Source organism: Methylobacillus sp. MM3 (assembly GCF_001645185.1).
Lineage (GTDB): Bacteria > Pseudomonadota > Gammaproteobacteria > Burkholderiales > Methylophilaceae > MM2.
Genome location: NZ_LXTQ01000001.1, coordinates 432,558 through 452,004, shown reverse-complemented (window position 1 = coordinate 452,004; position 19,447 = coordinate 432,558). Strand labels below are relative to the sequence as shown.

Genomic DNA, 19,447 nt, shown 5'->3' with positions numbered 1-19,447 from the left:
CGTGTACTTTAGCCCGGTCTACGCCTACGTCACGATGAGCGGCCGAAAACTCGGGATGAAAGGCGCTGGATAATTTTGCGCACCAAAGACATAATGGACCGCAAAACGGGGATTCCAAGCTGCCGCCTCAATCGCATGGGCGGCGTGGTTTCGACAAGAAGAAAACACAAGGGGAGTTACTGTGGAAAAGGCGAACAGCCTCGCCGGCATCAAGGTGATGGTGATCGATGACAGCAGCACTATCCGCCGCAGCGCCGAGATATTTCTGGGCAAGGCCGGATGCGAGATCATACTCGCGGAAGACGGCTTCGACGCATTGTCCAAGATCACGGATCACCAGCCCGACGTGATCTTCGTCGATATCATGATGCCCCGCCTGGACGGTTATCAGACCTGCACCCTCATCAAGAAAAACGAACGTTACCGCACTACCCCCGTCATCATGCTGTCCAGCAAGGACGGCCTGTTCGACCGCGCAAGGGGCCGCATGGTCGGTTCCGATGAATACCTTACCAAACCATTTACCGCCGATAGCCTGCTGGATGCGGTAACACGCCACACCACCCGATAAACGCAAACGAAAGTGTCGACATGCCCATTACCAAAATCATGATCGTGGACGACTCGGCAACGGACCGCTTCTATCTCAATGAAATGCTGACCCGCAACGGCTTCATCATCAGCCAGGCGGAATCGGGCGAGGAAGCGTTGGAGCGCGTCAAGACCGAGCTTCCCGACCTTGTCATCATGGACGTCATCATGCCGGGTCTGAACGGATTCCAGACTACGCGCGCATTGACCAAGGCCCCCGAGACTGCACACATTCCGGTCATCGTCTGCACCGGCAAGGAGCAACTGACCGACCGCGTGTGGGCGTTGCGCCAGGGTGCCAGGGAATGTGTCATCAAGCCGGTCGTGGAAGCCGATCTGCTGGCCAAGATCGCAGCACTCGGTTAAGAATCACATGGCGAAAAACCTCGATTTACGGAAATACCAGGAAGACATCCTGGTGCGCATCAAGGACCAGACACGGTCTGCCGATGCTGGGACGCGCAGCCGCCTTGGCGTGCGTGCAGGCAACGAATTGCTGCTGGTCGGCCTTCAGGATGTGAGTGAAGTTCTGCCCGTGCCGGAAATTCATCCGGTGCCGCTGAGCAAACCGTGGTTTCTCGGTATGGCAAATGTGCGCGGCAATCTTTACGGTGTCAGCGATATTGCCCAGTTTTCCGGACAAACGCCTACGACGGGCACCGTAGCCAGCCGTATCCTGCTGACGCATCAGAAATACAAAGCCCATGCTGCCTTGTTGGTCAGCGCGATTCTTGGGCTTCGTGCCCTGGATCAGATGCAGGAAATGGAAGACGAGGGCAGGCCCGGCCGCTGGCTGGGCGGACGCGTATTCCGCGATGCCTCCGGCGAAACCTGGCGGGAAATCGACATCAAGACATTGCTGGCATCGCCCGACTTCATGAAGGTCGGGCTGGGCTAGCGACAATCGGCACGCAATCGTAATCGGCAAATCAATACGGAATCAGGGGAATGATATGGCGTTGGAAACGGCAGTATTGAATAATTTCTGGCAAAAAATTGCAGGCGGCTTGTTTTCTCGAAGCAGCGCCGCGCATGCCGCCTCCACTGATACGCCGGCCCGTGGCCCGCTGCTGGTTTTATTGTTGGGCGTGCTGATAGCGGTTGCGTTGACTCTCAATGTTCTGAAAAAGGAGCACGACGCCACGTATCTGGAAAACATTGCCCGCGTCCAGGTCAGCGCACAAAGTATCGCCAAGGATCTGCAAATGGTGGCTTTGGGCATGCCCAAGGCTACGGAACAGGTCAAGCTAAACCGGGCCAAGGCCGCAGAGGCGATTGCCGCGCTGCAGCAGGCAGGCGGTTTGTTCGGTTACGGTGGCGGTGTGGATGCCCCCTTGAAGCAACTGACTGTCCAGTGGCAGGCAGTCGAAGGCCAGCTCAAAACCGGATTCGATGCTGCCAACCCGGCCACAGGCGTGAATCTGGCAATGATCGCGCTTGATATTGCGGCTGCAAGCGACCGCATGACGCAGGAAGGGGACATGCTGATCAAGGAGGTGCGCGGCGATGTGCTTGCCCACGTGTGGTTGGTGCTGGCCGTGGTATTCATCATTATTGCCGCGGTGATGATGGTGATGCTGGGAAATCGGCAAGTGAAACTGGCAAAGCAGCATTTCGAAAAGGTGGAAGAAGAAAATCTGCGCAACCAGGAAGCGGTGTTGCGGCTGCTGGATGAAATGGGCGACCTCGCGGACGGCGACTTGACCGTTACAGCGGAGGTGACGGAAAGTATTACCGGTGCGATTGCGGACTCCATTAACTACACCATCGACAGCCTGCGTACCCTGGTCGAGGAGATCAACCGGGCGACCGAGCAGGTGACAGTCGCCTCCGGCGAAGCACAGGCCGTGACCACGCGCCTTCAGGGTGCGGCGCAGAAGCAGTCGCAGCAGATCGAGGAAGCCGGCACCGCTGTGCAGCAGATGGCGCAATCCATCCATGAAGTTTCCGCCAACGCCGGTCAGTCGGCCGAGGTGGCGCAGCGCTCGCTGCAAGCGGCATCGCAGGGCGCGGTGGCAGTGCAGAACACGATCGCCGGCATGAACGACATCCGCTCGCAGATCCAGGAAACCTCCAAGCGAATCAAGCGGCTGGGCGAAAGCTCGCAGGAGATTGGCGAAATCGTTGAACTGATTTCCGATATTACCGAACAGACCAACATCCTCGCCTTGAACGCGGCGATTCAGGCGGCATCGGCGGGCGAAGCGGGCCGCGGCTTTACGGTGGTGGCCGAGGAAGTGCAGCGTCTGGCCGAACGTTCCTCCGAAGCGACCAAGCAGATCGGCGCCATTGTGAAAACTATTCAGCAGGATACCAACGATGCCGTGTCGGCGATGGAACGCAGCACCGAGGGTGTGGTGGAAGGTGCCAAACTGTCCGATGCGGCCGGTCAGGCGCTGAACGAAATCGGCGAGGTGACATCCAGTCTGGCGCAGTTGATCGCCTCGATTTCGCAAGCAACAACCGCACAAACCGCGATGGAACAAAAAGTGACCCAACTGATGCAGGAAATCCAGGCGATTACCACGCAAACTACCGCCGGTACCCGGCAAACCGCTGGCTCCATCGGTCAGTTGGCCAGCCTCGCGGAAGAACTGCGCGAGTCTGTTTCCGGCTTCAAGCTCTCCTGATCATAAGCGCGCGCTATTGTGTCCATGGACTTTGATATTGGCCCGCTAACCTGGGTTAAAGACGAAATCGACCAGGCCTTGAACCAGGCCCTGGGCAAGGCCGGCGAATTTGCGGCATCGCCATTCGATGCCAGTCCCTTGCGCTTTTGCCTGACTCACGTCCATCAGGTGAGCGGCGCGCTTTCCATGGTTGGGCTGGACGGAGTTCAGCGCTTTTCGGGTGAAATCGAAACTTATATCGCCGCGCTGGAGAAGCATTCGGTTTCGGCCAGTCCGGAAAATCTCGATGTACTGACGCGCGCCTTGCGTGCCTTGCTGCAATATCTCCAGTCACTGGTAGACGGGGCGCCCGATGTCCCGCTGCGTTTGTTTCCCGAATTCAAGGCAATGCAGGAAGCCCTGGGCGCGGAAGTCATTCAGGAAAGCGAGCTGTTTTTCCCGGACCTGTTTAATAGTGCTCCGGCCGATCTGGAGACCTACGTTCCAGAAGGGACGGAGTTGCCCGCCTACCTGAACGAGCAAGGCCAGAAATACCGCAAACTGCTGGTGCAATGGCTGCGCGCGCCGGAAGACGAGAGCCTGATTCTCGGCATGCGCGACGCGCTGCTTGCGGTGGAGCGCGCGCAGGCATTGCCGTCGCAGAAAACCCTGTGGTGGGTGACCGTCGGTTTGCTCGAAGCGATTGCACAAGGGGCGCTGGCGCTCGACAAGAATAGTCGTCAGCTCTGCTTTCAACTGGAACGCCAGATACATTATCTCGCGCAAGGCAATGCCAAGCCCAACAGCCGCATGCTGCGCGATGCCTTGTATTACGTAGCGATCACTGCGCCCGTGTCCGAGCGCTTATGCGATATCAAGCGCGTGTTCGAACTCGAAAAGTATTACGAAGATGACGAAGCTGTGTCGATTGGCAGAGCATCCGATCAACAGGCCGACGACGCATTCAGTGCTGTCCGCGCCGGCCTGAGCGATCTCAAGGACTGCTGGATGCTGGTGTCGGCAGGCGACCGGTCGCAACTGGCGATATTCCTGGAGAAAGCGCAGGCGCTGGTGACGGCGGCCGAGGGCAGCCGCGATGAACTCCGTCAGGTGCTGGCCGATGTACATGCCTGCGCAGAGAGTCTGACAGGATCCGAACGGCCGTTGGATGCATTGTTCTCCATCGAGATGGCCACTACCTTGCTCATGCTGGAAAGCGTGTTGGGCTCCAGCGGAAAGTCGCTCGACCAGGGATTGCAGGGCGCGGCCAGCCAGGCGGCTTCAATGCGGGCAATGCTGCCGGGTGCCGAACCTGTGCCTGAAACCCATGCGGCGCCCGAGACGAGTCAGGATGAAACGCTGGCGGTACTGGCGCAGGTGGCAGACGAAATCCGCGCAAATTTACAGCGCATCGAACAGACGCTGGACGATTTCTTCCGCGACCCCGAAATACGTGCAGAGCTTACGGCTGTTCTTCCCTTGTTCAAGCAAGTCGGCGGCGCATTCCGCATGCTGGAACAGCTGGTTGCCTCGAAGGTGATCGATGGCTGCCAGGCGCTGGTCGAGCGCTTTGCCCAGCCCTCTTCCCAAGTCTCTATCGAAGAGTTCGAGCTTGTCGCCGAAAGTCTGAGCTCGCTGGGTTTCTATCTTGACCGCTTGCTAAAGGGCGATATTGAGGCCAGTCGCGCCATCGATCCGCTACCGGAGCGTTTGCAAACGGCCGTGGACGATATGGCGGCCGCGGTTTCGCAACCCGCTGCCGAAACCGTTTCGCATGAGCAAGCGAGCGCTCAGGACATCGTGGTCGATCGTGCGCTCGACGATGAGTTGCTTGAGGTTTATCTGGCCGAAGCGGGCGAGGTACACGAAACCATCGTGAATTGCATGCAGACACTGCGTGCGCAGCCTGAAGATCAACCTGCTCTGATCACGGTGCGTCGCGCTTTCCATACGCTCAAGGGCAGCGGTCGTACCGTGGGGCTGACAGCGATGGGCGATGTGGCGTGGTCGGTTGAGCAATTGCTGAATCATCTGCTTGAAACGCGCAGCGACATTACCGTGCCAGTGCTCGACTTTATCGACAGCGTCAGTGCGCAGTTCCAGGAATGGGTGAAGCAGCTCTTTACCGACGGCTCGGTGGCATTGACGCCAGGTATTTGGAAAGTTCGCGCCGAGGCATTGCTGCATCCTTCTCTGGAAGTCACGAGTGATGAACTCGCGGATACTTCGTCCGAGCCGGTTATTGAGCCAGCAGCGGAAATGCCGGCAGAGAAGCCCGCCGACGATATAGTCGTGATCGGCGGCAAGCACACGGTGAATCGGCAGTTGTTCGAGATTTTCCTGAATGAAGCGAAAACCAATCTCGCCTTGCTGCAGCAAATGCTGGAGGCCGCACGGACCCAAGCCGAGCCGCCGATTCCGGATGTCGCGAGACCGGCGCATACCATAGGCGGCGTGTCGCGCACGGTCGGTCTGACGGCGATTTCCGACCTGGGCGGTGCGCTGGAAGCGTGGCTAGAAGATATCGCCCCGCGCTATCAGGCATTGACGCCGGAAGAAGTGCATCTGTTCGATCAGACTTTGCTTGCCTTGCAGGCGATGCTGCAAAAAGTGGAAAACCACCGTCAGCCGATCGCGGCAAAATGGCTGTGCAGTGCCTTGCGCAAGGCGGCGGAAGCAAAAGCCCAGGCTGTCGAACCGCAATCCATGGAAACGCAGGCAGACGAAATCGCGGTTGCTGATAGTGTTGCCCTCGCCGAGCCGGAGCCCATCTCTACACATATCGAATCGACACCAAAGACGTCTGGCGACGTGCTCGACAGCGTGCCATCCTTCGTTCATGGAGCGGAAGCAGGCAACGTCGATCAGCAGTTGCTGGAAGTCTTCCTCGAAGAGTGCAACGAACTCATGCCTCTGGTCGGCAGGCAGTTGCGCGAATGGCAGGCCAGCCCCGGCGTTGCGGATGCGCAGCAGGCGCTGCAGCGCGCACTGCATACGCTGAAGGGCAGTGCGCGCATGGCGGGCGCGTTGCGCATGGGCGACGATTTGCACGATCTCGAAACGCAGGTGTTGAAAGCCCTGGAAAAGGGGGCGCCGACCGCGCGCAGCTTTACTGCATTCTTCAAGCAGTACGACAGCATCAGCGATCAACTGGACGAGCTGCGCCAGCACGCGGAGGCGTCGGCGGTCGTGCCTGTAGCCGAAGCGGAGGCCGACCATGAAGTCGCGGAGCAGGCGATCGAAACCATTTCCGTCACGCCGATGATGCGCGTGCGTTCGGAAGCCATCGATCACCTGGTCAATGAGGCGGGCGAGGTCAGTATCGCGCGGTCGCGTATCGAGCGGCAGATGGAAACCTTCAAGAGTGCCTTGCTGGAGTTGACCGATAGCGTAATCCGCCTGCGCAGTCAGTTGCGCGAGGCGGAAATCGAGGCCGAAACGCAGATGCAGTCGCGCTTGACGCAATTGCAGGAAGCGCATGAAACCTTCGATCCGCTGGAGTTCGACCGTTATACGCGCTTCCAGGAACTGACGCGCATGATGGCCGAGAGCGTGCACGACGTGGCAACGGTGCAGCAGGGCCTGATGATCAACCTGAACGAAACCGAAGCGGCGCTGAACGAGCAGTCGCGCATGACCAAGCAGTTGCAGCAAGGCCTGATGCGGACGCGCATGGTGCGGTTCGAGAACGTATCGGAGCGCTTGCACCGCATCGTTCGTCAGACCGCAGCGGAACTCAAGAAACCGGCTGAGCTGGAGATCAAGGGCGAGTCGGTGGAAATCGATCGCAGCGTGCTCGAGAAAATGGTAGGGCCGTTGGAGCATTTATTGCGAAATGCCATCGCCCACGGTCTGGAAGACGCCAAAAAACGCACCAGCCTGAAAAAGCCCAGGATGGGCCAGGTGCAAATTCAGGCGCGGCAGGAGGGCAATGAAATCATCCTTTCGCTGAGCGATGACGGCAGCGGACTGGATTACGAAAAGATCAAGGCCAAGGCGGCCAGTCTCGGCATGCTGGGCGGAACGCAGGAGAGCAGTCCGTCTGAACTGGTATCGCTGATTTTCGAGCCCGGATTCTCCACGTCGGACAACGTGACCCAGGTTTCGGGGCGGGGCGTCGGCCTGGATGCGGTGCGGGCCGATATCACTGCACTCGGCGGCCGTATCGAAGTCGCTTCCGAATCCGGCCAGGGTTGTACGTTCACGATTTACCTGCCGCTGACGCTCGCGGTCAATCAGACCGTGCTGGTGCGTGTTGGTAGTGAAGAGTTCTTGCTGCCCGCGCCGATGGTGGAACAGGTGCAGAAGATCAAGCACAGCGCGCTGGCTTCGATACAGGAGCAAGGCCAGTTCGGCTGGGGCGGTCGTCAATATCCCCTGTATTACCTGTCGCACCTGCTGGGCCGCCCGGTCCAGCCCGAGCCGCAGGCCTATACGCCGGTAATGCTGCTGCGCAGCGGCGCGCGCCGAATCGCGCTGATCATCGATGAAATTCGCGGCAATCGCGAAATCGTGGTCAAGAACATCGGCCCGCAACTGGCTGGCATGGGCAGCATCGCCGGGGCCACGGTGATGGGCGACGGCAAGGTGATGCTGGTGCTGAATCCCATCCACATGGCTTTCCGCGAAACGCTGGCGGCCGAAGTACATGAAGTGGCGACAGCCGCTGAAAGCGTGCAGTTGCCGACTATCATGGTCGTGGACGATTCGCTCACCATGCGCAAGGTGATTTCGCGCTTGCTGACACGCGAAGGCTATCACCCGCTGGCCGCCAAGGACGGCGTGGATGCACTGCAGCAATTGGAGTCGGTATTGCCGGAAGTGATACTGCTGGATATCGAAATGCCGCGCATGGATGGCTTCGAGTTGTCCCGTGCGGTGCGGGGCAATCCGCGAACGGCGCATATTCCGTTGATCGTTATCAGTTCGCGCACGGCCGACAAGCATCGCAAGTATGCCGAAGAACTCGGCGTCAATGTCTATCTCGGTAAACCTTATCAGGAAGAGGAACTGCTCGCGCATATCACGGGCCTTACTTCGGGATAAGCTCAAAACTCTTCGTCCTTGCGCGGAGGCAGATGCCTCTGCAATGCCGGTTCTCAGCGGTGGCGGCATCGGATAGTATTTTGAGGCATACTTATCCAGACTGCCTCCTTTTCGCATCCGGAAAGATCCAATGACCGAGCCGCAGCCCGTCAGCATGACTACCGCAACCGCCGCTGGCTCCTCGCCCAGCGTATTCAGGCTCGTGATCGTCTATGCTGCGTTTGGTGCGCTGTGGATATTGTTTTCCGACAAGGCGGTCGAGCTGGTATTCCGGACTCCCGAGCAAATCACTTGGGCCAGCCTGGTCAAGGGCTGGCTGTTTGTCGGCGTGACCTCGCTGTTGCTTTATGGCTTGGTGCGCCGCCTGGTCGACAAGATTCTTGTTGCATCCTTAAGCGAGCGCGAAAGCGAGCGTAGTTATCGTCTCTTGACCGAGCAGGTCCCCGCCATCATTTATCGTGCCGGAATCGATAAGCACAGCAAGACTATCTATGTCAGCCCGCGCGTTGCCAAACTGGGCTATGAAGCCGATGAATGGGTGAATACGCCGGGTATGTGGGAAAAGTTGATCCATCCTGAAGATCGGTCCCCTGTGATGCAGCAACTGGCCGAGTCGCACCGTAACGGCAGCTCTTTTTCAGCGGAATACCGGTTGCGAACCAGGGAAGGGGAATGGCGGCATTTCAGCGACGAGGCTCAGCCCGTTTTCGATGAAGATGGTAATGCGCTATACCTGCAAGGGGTCATGCTCGACATCACCGAACGCAAGCAGTCCGAAGCCAATGTCCATCGGCTGGCTTATTATGATTCGCTCACCGGATTGCCCAACCGTCTCCTGCTGATGGATCGCTTGGGACAGACTCTTACCTTGACGCGACGCGAAAAGCGTATGAGTGCAATCATTTTTCTGAATATCGACCGGTTGAAAATGCTGAACGATGCCTTGGGGCACGCCGCGGGCGACCTTTTGCTGAAATCGGTCGCCGATCGCCTGGCGAGTATCCTGCGCGAGGACGATACGCTGGCGCGAATGACCGGAGACGAGTTCGCCATTCTTCTGCAAAACCTGGACACTGCGGCACATACCGCCAGCCGTCATGCGCACGTAGTCGCCGATAAGATTCACCATGCGATGAAGCAGCCTTTCAGCAGCGGCGTGGAGGATGTCACGATTACCGTCAGCCTGGGTGTGACCTTGTTCCCGGAGCTGGAACACGATGCCCCGGACGATATCCTGCGCCGGGCGGATACCGCATTGCATCGGGCCAAGAAAAGCGGGGGTAACCAGACAGCCTTCTTCGAAACCGACATGGAGGAAATCGCAAGCCAGCGCTTCCAGATCGAGCGTGAATTGCGCCAGGCCATACGTGCCGACGAATTGCATGTGTACCTGCAATCGCAGGTTGATGCCGACGGCAACGTCGTTGGCGCCGAGGCGCTGGTGCGCTGGCAGCATCCCGTGCGTGGCCTCATCACACCGGCTGCGTTTGTGCCGATTGCCGAGGAGTCGGACCTGATCATCGACCTGGACGGATGGATGCTGAAACAGGTTTGCCGGCTGCTGACGATGGAAACCATCATGAATACGCCGATACGAATTTCCGTGAACATCAGCCCGCGCCACTTTCGCCAGCGCGGATTCGTGCAATCTCTGCGCAACCTGCTGACACTGACCGGCGCGGACCCCAGCCACCTGACGCTGGAAGTCACCGAAGGCCTGATGATCGATAACATGAACGATGTCGTCGCCAAAATGACCGAGCTCGCCGCGTTGGGCATTCATTTCTCGGTTGACGATTTCGGTACCGGCTATTCATCGCTGGCCTATCTCAAGCGCTTGCCGATCCACGAACTCAAGATCGACAAGACTTTCGTCCAGGATGCGCCGGACGACCCGGACGATGCTGCGCTGGTTGAAGTGATACTTTCCGTCGCCAGCCATCTCAAGCTGAAAATCGTTGCAGAAGGAGTGGAAAACCAATCCCAGGCCGATTTTCTCAATGCCCGGGCCAAGGTGATTCATCAGGGATATTTCTTTTCCAGGCCGGAGCCTGCGCATGCCTGGCTGGCACGCGTGTCAGGCCCGGAAAATTCGCATTAGTTAATCCACGACAGGAGGAACATCATGAGCGCACATGTTTACAAAATGATTGAATTGGTCGGTTCATCGCCCAACGGTTCGGACGACGCGATACAGAATGCGATTGCCAAGGCCGGGCAAAGCGTGAAACACATGGACTGGTTCGAGGTGGTGGAAACGCGTGGCTGCATCATTGAAGGCAAGATCGCGTACTGGCAAGTCACCATCAAGGTCGGCTTCCGGGTGGAAGACCACTAGCCCGACCGGTTTTCCTGTTCCGGCGGCCCGAAGACTGCCGGCACGCTCGAATCATTGCGCTGCACCCGGCCTTGCACGGGGGCGTGTCTGAGCGTTTGCCCGACTTTACCTGCCAATCCACGGTAAAATGGCGGCTAATCATTTCCGTAGTCATTCAATGAACGTTTTTTACGAAGAGGAAGGCAGCTTCAAGGTTGCCTCCGTCATGACCGAAAATCCCGGCTCGATGCAAGTGGAATCGATGTCCGGGAAACGCTCCAAGATCAAGTCCGCTAACGTGTTGCTCAAATTCGAAGGCTCGCTGGCGGGATTCATGGACAAAGCCCAGGCCGAAGCCGAAACGCTGGCCGCAGATTTTTTGTGGGAATGCTGCGGCGAAGAGGAGTTCGCTTTCGACGAACTGGCGCAGGAGTACTACGGACATCCGCCTGGCCCGACAGAAGCCGCCGCCACGGCGATCAGCCTGCATGCCGCGCCCATGTATTTCTACCGCAAGGGCAAGGGCCGCTACAAGGCCGCCCCCGAGGAGAATCTCAAGGCTGCATTGGCCGCGCAGGAACGCAAACGTCTGCAGGCCGAAAAGGTCGCTGAATATGTGGCGCAGCTTACGGCGCATATCATGCCGCCGGAATTCGGCGACAGGCTGGATATGCTGCTGTACGAGCCGGATAAAAATACCCTGGAATGGAAGGCACTGGACGAAGCTGCTGCCGCGACCGGGCTTGGCCATCTGAAACTGCTCGAAGCCTGCGGCGCGCTGGCCTCGGCGCATGACTACCATTTCGGTGCATTCCTGCGCGAATATTTCCCAGGCGGCGTGAATTTCGAGACGCACGAACCTGTCGCTTCGCCGGATGCGCTGGATCACGCCGAGGCCGAAGCCTTCAGCATCGACGATGCGACGACCACCGAAATCGACGATGCATTCTCGGTGCAAATGCTGCCCGACGGCAATACCCGTATCGGCATCCATATCGCCGCGCCGGCATTGGGCATCGTGCCGGGCACCGCGCTCGATGCGATTGCGATGAAACGCCTCTCCACCGTTTACATGCCCGGTCACAAGATCACCATGCTGCCTGAGGCCGCCATCGAGCCATTCAGTTTGCATGCCGGCATATGGCGCCCGGCGTTGTCGCTTTATCTCGATATCTCGCCTGATCTCTCCATCACGAATCAGAGCAGCCGTCTCGAAGCCGTGAAGATCGCGGACAACCTGCGTCACGACGAGCTGGAGCCGCATTTCAACGAAGAAAACTGGGAAACGCCGAGCGAACACCCTTATTGGGAACGGCTGGCGCTGCTGCACCGCCTGGCGGAGTCGCTGGAAAAAGCGCGCGGCAAGTACGATCCCAACCGTGCGCCGCAAGTGGACTACAACTTTTATGTCGAGGACGGCAACGTCCGCATCACCGAACGCAAGCGCGGCTCGCCGATGGACAAGCTGGTCGCGGAATTGATGATCCACGCCAACGCGCATTGGGGCGGGCTGCTTGCCGAACATGCCATTCCCGGCATTTACCGCGCACAACAAGGCGGCAAGGTCTACATGACGGTCAACGCCGAGCCGCACCAGGGGCTGGGCGTCGCGCAATATGCCTGGAGCACCTCGCCGCTGCGCCGTGCCGTGGACCTGATTAACCAGCGCCAGATGATCGCGCTGCTGCAAGGCAGCGAACCGCCTTACGACAAGGGCAGCGACGCGCTGGTTGCGGCCATGCGCGATTTCGATCTCGCCTACAACGCCTACAACGAATTCCAGACACGGATGGAGCGCCACTGGTGCCTGGTGTATTTGCAGCAGCAGGGCGTAAGCGAAGTGGTCGGAACAGTGTGGCGCGAAAATCTGGTGCGCCTCGACGGCATGCCCTACATGACCAAGGTGCCGAGCCTGCCGGAACTGGCGCCCGGTTCGCGCGTATTGCTGGAAGTCAAACGTATCGATCCCTTGCTGATGGAGCTGGATTGCCGCTTCAAGGGAGCGCTGGAGTGAGTCTGTTTCGCCTCGGCCCACGCCGGTTTGCGCGCAGCATTCACCGCAAGGTTTCCGGCGACGCCAGTGTCGATGTCAGCGAATCCGACGGCGTGCGTTCGCTGCATCTCGGCTCGTCCACCGTGCAAAGCTCGATGCGCGTGGCAGCGCCGCAAGATCTGGAGCTGACCTATACGCGCGGCATCATGGCCTTCATGCTGTTCCGGCCGCAGGCGCGCAATGTTCTGGCGATAGGTTTGGGCGGCGGATCCATCCCCAAGTTTATCCACCATTACCTGCCGGAATTCACGACGCGCGTGGTTGAAATCAATCCGCAGGTGATCGCGATCGCTCGCAGTCATTTTCATTTGCCTGAAAATGACGCGCGGCTGCAAGTCATCGAAACCGATGGCGTCGAGTATTTGCGGGAACATCCATCCGATGCCGAAGTGCTGATTGTCGATGCTTTCGACAGCCAAGGCGTGCCGCCCGAGCTCTGCTCGCAGGATTTCTTCGATAGCTGCGCCGAAGCGCTGACGATAGACGGCCTGATGGCGATCAACCTGTGGGGCAGCGACAGGAATTTTGATGTTTATCTGCAGCGTATCGAGCAAAGCTTCGGCGGGCGCGTGCTGGTGCTGCCCACCGGGCGCCCCGGCAATATCGTCGTGTTCGGTTTTCGCCGTACGCCGCCGGATTTGCGCTGGGCCACGCTGCGCGAACGCGCAAAAAACCTGCAGGATCAGCTCAAGATAGAGTTTCTGGAGTTTGTCGAGCGCCTGCGGGATAATAACCTCAATACCTCTAACCGATTGATCGTCTAGGAAAAATAGCTGCCGTTCAGTGAGCGGCAGCCCGCATATGAAAAACGCAAAACAGCAATTCTTCGCCACCTGCCCGCGCGGCCTCGAAGCCCTTCTGACGGCAGAGCTGACGGCTCTCGGCGCACAATCCCTGGCGCCTACCGATGGCGGCGTCGGCTTTTCCGGCGACATGCCGCTGTGCTATCGCGCCAATCTGGAAAGCCGCGTCGCCACACGCATCATGTGGCAGGTGGGACATGGACGATACGGCGGCGAAGAGGATGTCTACAAGGCGGCCTATGCGCTTCAATGGCCCGAATGGTTTGCGATCAACCGCACCTTCATGGTCAAGGTGACGGCGGTCAAATGTCCGCTGAAGAGTCTGGAATTCGTCACGCTGCGCATCAAGGATGCGGTTTGCGACAAGTTCCGCCTCAAGGGCGGCAACCGGCCGTACATCGACACCAAGCAGCCGGACGTGCGCGTTCATGCCTACCTGACTGCCGACGAGTATCGCCTTTATCTGGATACCTCCGGCAATGCGCTGTTCCAGCGCGGCCAGCGCCGCTCCAGCGTGGAAGCACCACTGCGCGAAAATCTCGCGGCCGGCATCATCAAGCTTTCCGGCTGGCAGCCGGGTACGCCGCTGTTCGACCCGATGTGCGGCAGCGGCACCTTCCTGCTGGAGGCGGCGATGATCGCGCTGGATATGGCGCCTGGCCTCAACCGCAGCTTCGGTTTCGAGAAGCTGCTTAATTTCGATGCTACCGCTTGGCAGAAGATGAAGCAGGAAGCGCAAGGGCGAGCCAAGCCGGTGGAGTTCCAGAATATCTACGGCAGCGATCTCGATATGAAATCGGTGCGGGCGGCGAAGCAGAATCTGGATCAGGCCGGTCTGCTGGAAGCGGTGAAACTCGACCGCGCCGACATCGTCGATGTCGAAGCACCCGCCGATCATGGCGTGCTGATCGCCAATCCGCCGTATGGCGTGCGTATCGGCGAAGACGAGGAACTGGCCGCGCTGTATCCGAAAATGGGCGAAACGCTGAAGCGCCACTTCGCGGGCTGGAACGCCTACTTCCTGACTTCCGACCTGCGCCTGCCCAAGCTGATGCGGCTGTCGCCTTCGAAGCGCACGCCGCTGTTCAATGGCCCGCTGGAATGCCGCTTGTTCGAGATCAAGATGGTGGCTGGCAGCAACCGCAAGGAAAAGCCCGCCAATGACTGATCGTCTGGACCAACTGCGCGACCGCTTGCGTGAGTTTGTGCGCGAGCGGGATTGGGAGCAATTTCATTCTCCCAAGAATCTGGCGATGGCGATGATTGTCGAGGCGGCCGAGCTGGTGGAGCATTTCCAGTGGCTGACCGAGGACCAGAGCAAGGACATCCCGCCGGAGAAGCGGGAGGAAGTGGCGCATGAAATCGCCGACACTTTCGTGTATCTGCTGCGGATGTCGGATGTTCTGGGCATCGATCTGATCGACGCGGCCAATGCCAAGATCACGCTCAACGCGCAGAAATACCCGGCCGACAAGGTGCGCGGCAGCAACGCCAAATATACGGAATACAAGGACTGAGGGCCTTGGCGCAGGTGTCCTGGCCTGCATCACCCCGTTTCGATTGGTCGAATGCAGGCAAGGACGCCTGCGTTACGGGTATCGTCTCCGCAATCACTGGACCAGGCCTGCGGCTTTCATCAGCATCTTCAGCCCATAAGCCACGATCCCCAGCGCGACTACGCTGACGGCCCAGATCAGCAGCATCCAGCCCAGCTTCTTCCACATCAGTGGTAATGCTCCCCGTGTCGCACCTTGCCATGGAATACACGGTAGGCCCATAAGGTGTATCCCAGGATGACCGGCAGGATGATGAGCGTGCCGACCAGCGTGAATGCCTGGCTCTGTGGCGGTGAAGAAGCTGCCTGGAGCGTGATGCCAGGCGGGACGATATTGGGCCACAGGCTGACGCCGAACCCGGCGTAGCACAGGAATATCAGCGCGAGGGTGTAAAGGAAGGGCGCGGTCTGCGCTTGCCGCGTCACGGATCTCAGCAACAGAAAGGCGCAGAGCGCGACCAGCAGCGGCACCGGGGAAAGCCACAGCAGGTTGGGCAGGGTGAACCAGCGCCGGGCGATCTCGGCATCCATCAGCGGCGTCCACAGGCTGACGGCGACGATCGCCAGCAACAACAGCCAGACCAGCCGTCTGGTAATGCGATAGGCCTCTGCCTGTACGTGACCTTCGGTCTTCATGATCAGCCAGGTGCTGCCCAGCAATGCGTAACCCACAACAAGGCTGATGCCGGTGAACAGGGAAAACGGTGTCAGCCAATCCAGCGGACCGCCGACATAGGCGCGTTCGACGACTGGAAAACCCTGTATGTAGGCACCGAGCGTCACTCCCTGGAAAAATGTCGCGGCCAGCGATCCGCCGATAAAGGCCTTGTCCCAGAAATGACGGTCGTGTTCGTGTGCCTTGAAGCGAAACTCGAACGCGACGCCGCGGAAGATCAGCCCGATCAGCATGAAGATCAACGGCAAATAGCACGCGCTCAATATGATCGAATAAGCCAGGGGAAAAGCTGCCAGCAGGCCTGCGCCGCCCAGCACCAGCCAGGTTTCGTTGCCGTCCCAGACGGGTGCAACGCTGTTCATCATCAGATCGCGGTCTTCCTTATCCTTGAAAAGAGGGTAAAGGATGCCGATGCCCAGGTCGAACCCATCCATCACCACGTACATCATGATCGCGAAGAGAATGACAATGGCCCAGATATAGGGGAGGGCGGTTTCCATGTTCAATTCTCCAGCCGGGTTGAGGTGTTTTCATCCGGACCGGTCACCACGGACAAGGGCCGCATCGGCTGCCGCTCTTGTCCCGGCCCGCCCGTATCGGGAGCATGGCTTTCGCCGGTTTGCGGCCCGATACGCACCAGCCGCAGCAGATAGCCGATGCCGGTGCCGAATACAGCCGTGTAGATCAGAATGAATAACAGCAAGGTCACGCCAACTTCCGTTGCGCCGTGGGCTGAGACAGAATCCGCCGTGCGCATCAAGCCGTAAACCGTCCATGGCTGGCGGCCGATTTCGGTCGTGAACCATCCGGCGAGTATCGCAACAAGGCCGGACGGCCCCATCCACAAGGCAAAATGCAGAAAAGGCCGGTAATGGAAGAGATTCCTGCGCCAGCGCAGCCATGCGCTCCACAGGCCGAGTGAAATCATTAACACCCCAAGGCCGACCATGATGCGGAAACTCCAGAAAACGATCGCCGAGTTAGGCCTGTACTCGGGCGGAAACTCCTTCAGCCCCGGAAACTGGTCGTTCCAGCTATGGGTCAGGATCAGGCTGCCGAGATGAGGCACTTCAAGGGCAAAGCGCGTTTCCTCGCGCTGCATGTCGGGCAGCCCGAACAGTATCAAGGGCACGGCTTCGTCACCCTTGTTTTCCCAATGGCCTTCGATCGCGGCGATTTTTGCAGGTTGGTGTTCCAGCGTGTTCAGCCCGTGGTAATCGCCGATCACTGCCTGAATGGGCGCTACCAGCAGGATCATCCACAAGCCCATCGAAAACATGCGGCGCACCATGGCGTTGTCATTTTTCCGCAGCAGGTGCCATGCGGCGGATGCCACCACGAACAGCGCTGTCGCGAGGAAAGCCGCCGCGACCATATGAGCCAGGCGATAGGGGAAAGACGGGTTGAAGATTATTAGCCACCAGTCGTTAGGAATCAGGCGGCCATCGGCAACCAGATAGCCGGTGGGCGTCTGCATCCAGCTGTTGGCAGACAGTATCCAGGTCGCGGAAATCAGCGTGCCGAGCGCGACCATCAGGGTCGAGAAAAAATGCAGTCCAGGCCCGACCTTGTTGCGGCCGAACAGCATCACGCCGAGGAAGCCTGCCTCGAGAAAGAATGCAGTCAGCACTTCATAGGTGAGCAGTGGCCCGAGGATGCTGCCGGCATAGTCGGAAAGCCGGCTCCAGTTGGTGCCGAACTGATAGGACATCACGATGCCCGACACCACGCCCATGCCGAAGTTGACGGCAAAGATCTTGAGCCAGTAGTGGTAGAGATCGAGATAGAGCTGGCGTCCGCTGCGAAGCCAGGAGGCTTCGAGCACGACCAGGTAACTGGCAAGCCCGATCGTGATCGCCGGAAAAATGATGTGGAACGAGATGGTGAAACCGAATTGTATGCGGGCAAGTTCCAGTGCGCTGAGATCGAACATCGGCATTCTCCGGTCTGGCGCTAATGCCAGTGGATCATCGCCCGCGCAATGCGCAAGGTGTCGATCACCGGCCGGAACTTGGAAGAGCGGTTGTTATCGATATATATCGTCGGGATAGACACCGTGGCGATGCGTTTACCCTTGGAAAGCGCGAGCAACAGAATCTGGAATTCCGTTTCGTAGCGGCTGCCGGAAATCCGGCGCGCGATCTCTTCGACCAGTTCACGGCTGAAAGCACGCATGCCGGATTGCGTGTCGGACGGCGCATGCGGGTACAGCCAGCGGATCGCGTGCGTTGCCAGCGTGTTGCCCACGCGGCTGCGTCCCGGCATTTCGGCGAGAAGGCGCTCGCCTATGACCATTTCCGCGCCTTGGTGGATACTCTCGACCAGTTCCGGAATCCGTGCCGGCGGGTGCTGGCCATCCGCATCCAGCGTGACCATCGTCTCGAAATCGAAATGGTTGAGCGCATGAATGAAACCGGCCATCAGCCCCACACCCTTGCCCTGGTTTTTGTCGAAGCGGATCAGGCTGATGTTTCCGGGCAGTTGCACGGCCATGCGGCGCACGATCTGCGCAGTATTATCGGTGGAGCCGTCGTCGATGACGATCAGGTGATCGACATGTTTCAAGGTGCCCAGCATGACTTGCTCGCAAAAGTCCTCGACGTCGTAGCACGGCATGAGGCCGATCACGCCAGCTTGCACCTTTGGGTTGACAAGGTTCGCGCCGCGCCAGCCGGCAGGGTCAAAAAATGCCCAGCGACGTTCCACCTTGAAGTAAAACCGCTCGACTTCCTCGAACAGGGAGATTGGCATCGAAAGCTCGAGCGTTTCATCGATGTCGACGATATAGGCCTGCCCGATGACGGCATTGGTGGTGCTGTCATGGATTTCGGCGGTACCGCGGGAACCGAGATCGATCCGGTAGGCGGCAGGCCCCGTCATGATGGTTAACGTCGGTTTGCCCATACGGCGAACCCAGGCGGAGAGGTGCACATGCAGTGTCAATAGCGGCGGCATCGCGGATACGAGTCTGACAGGATGCTGCAACTGGTAGGAATCGAGCATGGGCGCGCCCAGATAGTTTTCACGCCGCACCGCATAACGCATGAAGCGGCTGCGGCATAAGGCCATCTGGGTTGCGTGGCACACGGTCGCTTCCCGCTTGCGCTCCAATTCGTCGTCGCTCAGCTCGATGCTGCAAGCGGGGGCATACAAGGGCTTTCCGTGTATCAGGTAATACAGTATTTGCGGACGAGTCTGCTCGGGACTTAGCCGATCCAAGGCCAGTTCCACCATCAATCCGAATGCATTGTGATCGGGATGTTTGTCCTGTAGTGCCGGGACGACGATGCAGCTAGGCTGCCACTCGGCGATTTCCGCGACGATGCGCTCTTCGATGCTGTCGCTGCCGAGATTGAGAAGGCTGGTCAGGCCTTGGTCGGGCAGCCCCAGAAAAAACACCTGATCGGCCTGTACCCCAAGCAAGGCGAGCGCGGCCAGCGCCTCTTCCCGCCTGCGTTTTCCCCAACGTTGCTTATCTTCCGCCGTGATTTTCCAGTGACGTTCAACGAAGCGTTGGGGCCAGGGATTGTTGTCGCCGTTGGTGACCAGGATGACGCGAACTTCCGAACCGGACTTGAGGGCCTTCTGTATCAGACCGCCGGCGCCCAGCGTCTCGTCATCGGGATGAACGGCAAAAACCAGTACGCGATCGGGCCGGCTGGGAGGAGTGGAAGCGCTCATGAGATTATTCTCGTTAGTGTGAATGACCAATTAACCAAAGCATCTTCATATTGTCATCTCGGGTTAATCACGCAAATGCTGATTTGGCTGTAGGAATTCATGAAGTGTTATCCACA

Annotated in this window: 15 protein-coding genes; 11 read left to right on the top strand and 4 right to left on the bottom strand. The window is 58.9% G+C overall.

What is annotated here, in order from left to right:
* The first annotated feature begins 217 nt into the window (after positions 1-217).
* From A7976_RS02175 to A7976_RS02125, 11 genes are all read left to right on the top strand, one after another.
* A complete protein-coding gene (locus A7976_RS02175; RefSeq protein ID WP_067107306.1) occupies positions 218-571 on the top strand; it encodes a PleD family two-component system response regulator in 354 nt (117 codons plus the stop codon).
* A gap of 20 nt (positions 572-591) precedes the next feature.
* A complete protein-coding gene (locus A7976_RS02170; protein ID WP_067106294.1) occupies positions 592-957 on the top strand; it encodes a PleD family two-component system response regulator in 366 nt (121 codons plus the stop codon).
* 7 nt (positions 958-964) lie between these two features.
* Complete coding sequence (locus A7976_RS02165) at positions 965-1,489, top strand: chemotaxis protein CheW (protein WP_067106293.1); 525 nt, start codon at positions 965-967, stop codon at positions 1,487-1,489.
* Positions 1,490-1,544: 55 nt separating this feature from the next.
* Entirely contained in the window at positions 1,545-3,221 is a 1,677-nt protein-coding gene (locus tag A7976_RS02160; protein ID WP_082877932.1) for a methyl-accepting chemotaxis protein, read from the top strand.
* A gap of 24 nt (positions 3,222-3,245) precedes the next feature.
* Positions 3,246-8,246 (top strand): Hpt domain-containing protein, encoded by a 5,001-nt coding sequence (locus tag A7976_RS02155; RefSeq protein WP_067106291.1) that lies wholly within the window; start codon positions 3,246-3,248, stop codon positions 8,244-8,246.
* Positions 8,247-8,376: 130 nt separating this feature from the next.
* Positions 8,377-10,347 (top strand): bifunctional diguanylate cyclase/phosphodiesterase, encoded by a 1,971-nt coding sequence (locus A7976_RS02150; RefSeq protein ID WP_067106289.1) that lies wholly within the window; start codon positions 8,377-8,379, stop codon positions 10,345-10,347.
* Positions 10,348-10,371: 24 nt separating this feature from the next.
* Positions 10,372-10,584, top strand: a complete 213-nt coding sequence (locus tag A7976_RS02145; protein WP_067106288.1) for a dodecin — start codon at positions 10,372-10,374, stop codon at positions 10,582-10,584.
* A gap of 157 nt (positions 10,585-10,741) precedes the next feature.
* Positions 10,742-12,577: a ribonuclease catalytic domain-containing protein gene (locus A7976_RS02140; protein WP_067106286.1), complete on the top strand. Its 1,836-nt coding sequence runs from the start codon at positions 10,742-10,744 to the stop codon at positions 12,575-12,577.
* Positions 12,578-12,579: 2 nt separating this feature from the next.
* Entirely contained in the window at positions 12,580-13,380 is an 801-nt protein-coding gene (locus A7976_RS02135; protein ID WP_067107302.1) for a polyamine aminopropyltransferase, read from the top strand.
* A gap of 37 nt (positions 13,381-13,417) precedes the next feature.
* The gene (locus tag A7976_RS02130) at positions 13,418-14,587 is read left to right on the top strand and encodes a class I SAM-dependent RNA methyltransferase (protein WP_067106284.1); all 1,170 of its coding nucleotides are present in this window, start codon (positions 13,418-13,420) and stop codon (positions 14,585-14,587) included.
* Entirely contained in the window at positions 14,580-14,936 is a 357-nt protein-coding gene (locus A7976_RS02125) for a nucleotide pyrophosphohydrolase (protein ID WP_067106282.1), read from the top strand. The genes A7976_RS02130 and A7976_RS02125 overlap by 8 nt, the downstream gene beginning before the upstream one ends.
* Before the next feature lie 93 nt (positions 14,937-15,029).
* Here the strand turns inward: A7976_RS02125 and A7976_RS14675 are convergent, their stop codons facing one another.
* The 4 genes from A7976_RS14675 to A7976_RS14670 are packed head-to-tail and all read right to left on the bottom strand — an operon-like array spanning position 15,030 to position 19,331.
* Positions 15,030-15,143 carry a DUF2474 domain-containing protein gene (locus A7976_RS14675; RefSeq protein WP_205633424.1) on the bottom strand — a complete coding sequence of 38 codons (114 nt, stop codon included), beginning with the start codon at positions 15,141-15,143 and terminating at the stop codon, positions 15,030-15,032.
* Positions 15,143-16,150, bottom strand: coding sequence for a cytochrome d ubiquinol oxidase subunit II (gene cydB / locus A7976_RS02120; protein ID WP_067106280.1), 1,008 nt, complete (start codon positions 16,148-16,150; stop codon positions 15,143-15,145). The genes A7976_RS14675 and cydB overlap by 1 nt, the downstream gene beginning before the upstream one ends.
* A 2-nt stretch (positions 16,151-16,152) precedes the next feature.
* Positions 16,153-17,583, bottom strand: coding sequence for a cytochrome ubiquinol oxidase subunit I (locus tag A7976_RS02115; RefSeq protein ID WP_067106278.1), 1,431 nt, complete (start codon positions 17,581-17,583; stop codon positions 16,153-16,155).
* A gap of 20 nt (positions 17,584-17,603) precedes the next feature.
* A complete protein-coding gene (locus A7976_RS14670; protein ID WP_082877930.1) occupies positions 17,604-19,331 on the bottom strand; it encodes a PIG-L family deacetylase in 1,728 nt (575 codons plus the stop codon).
* Positions 19,332-19,447: the final 116 nt, after the last annotated feature.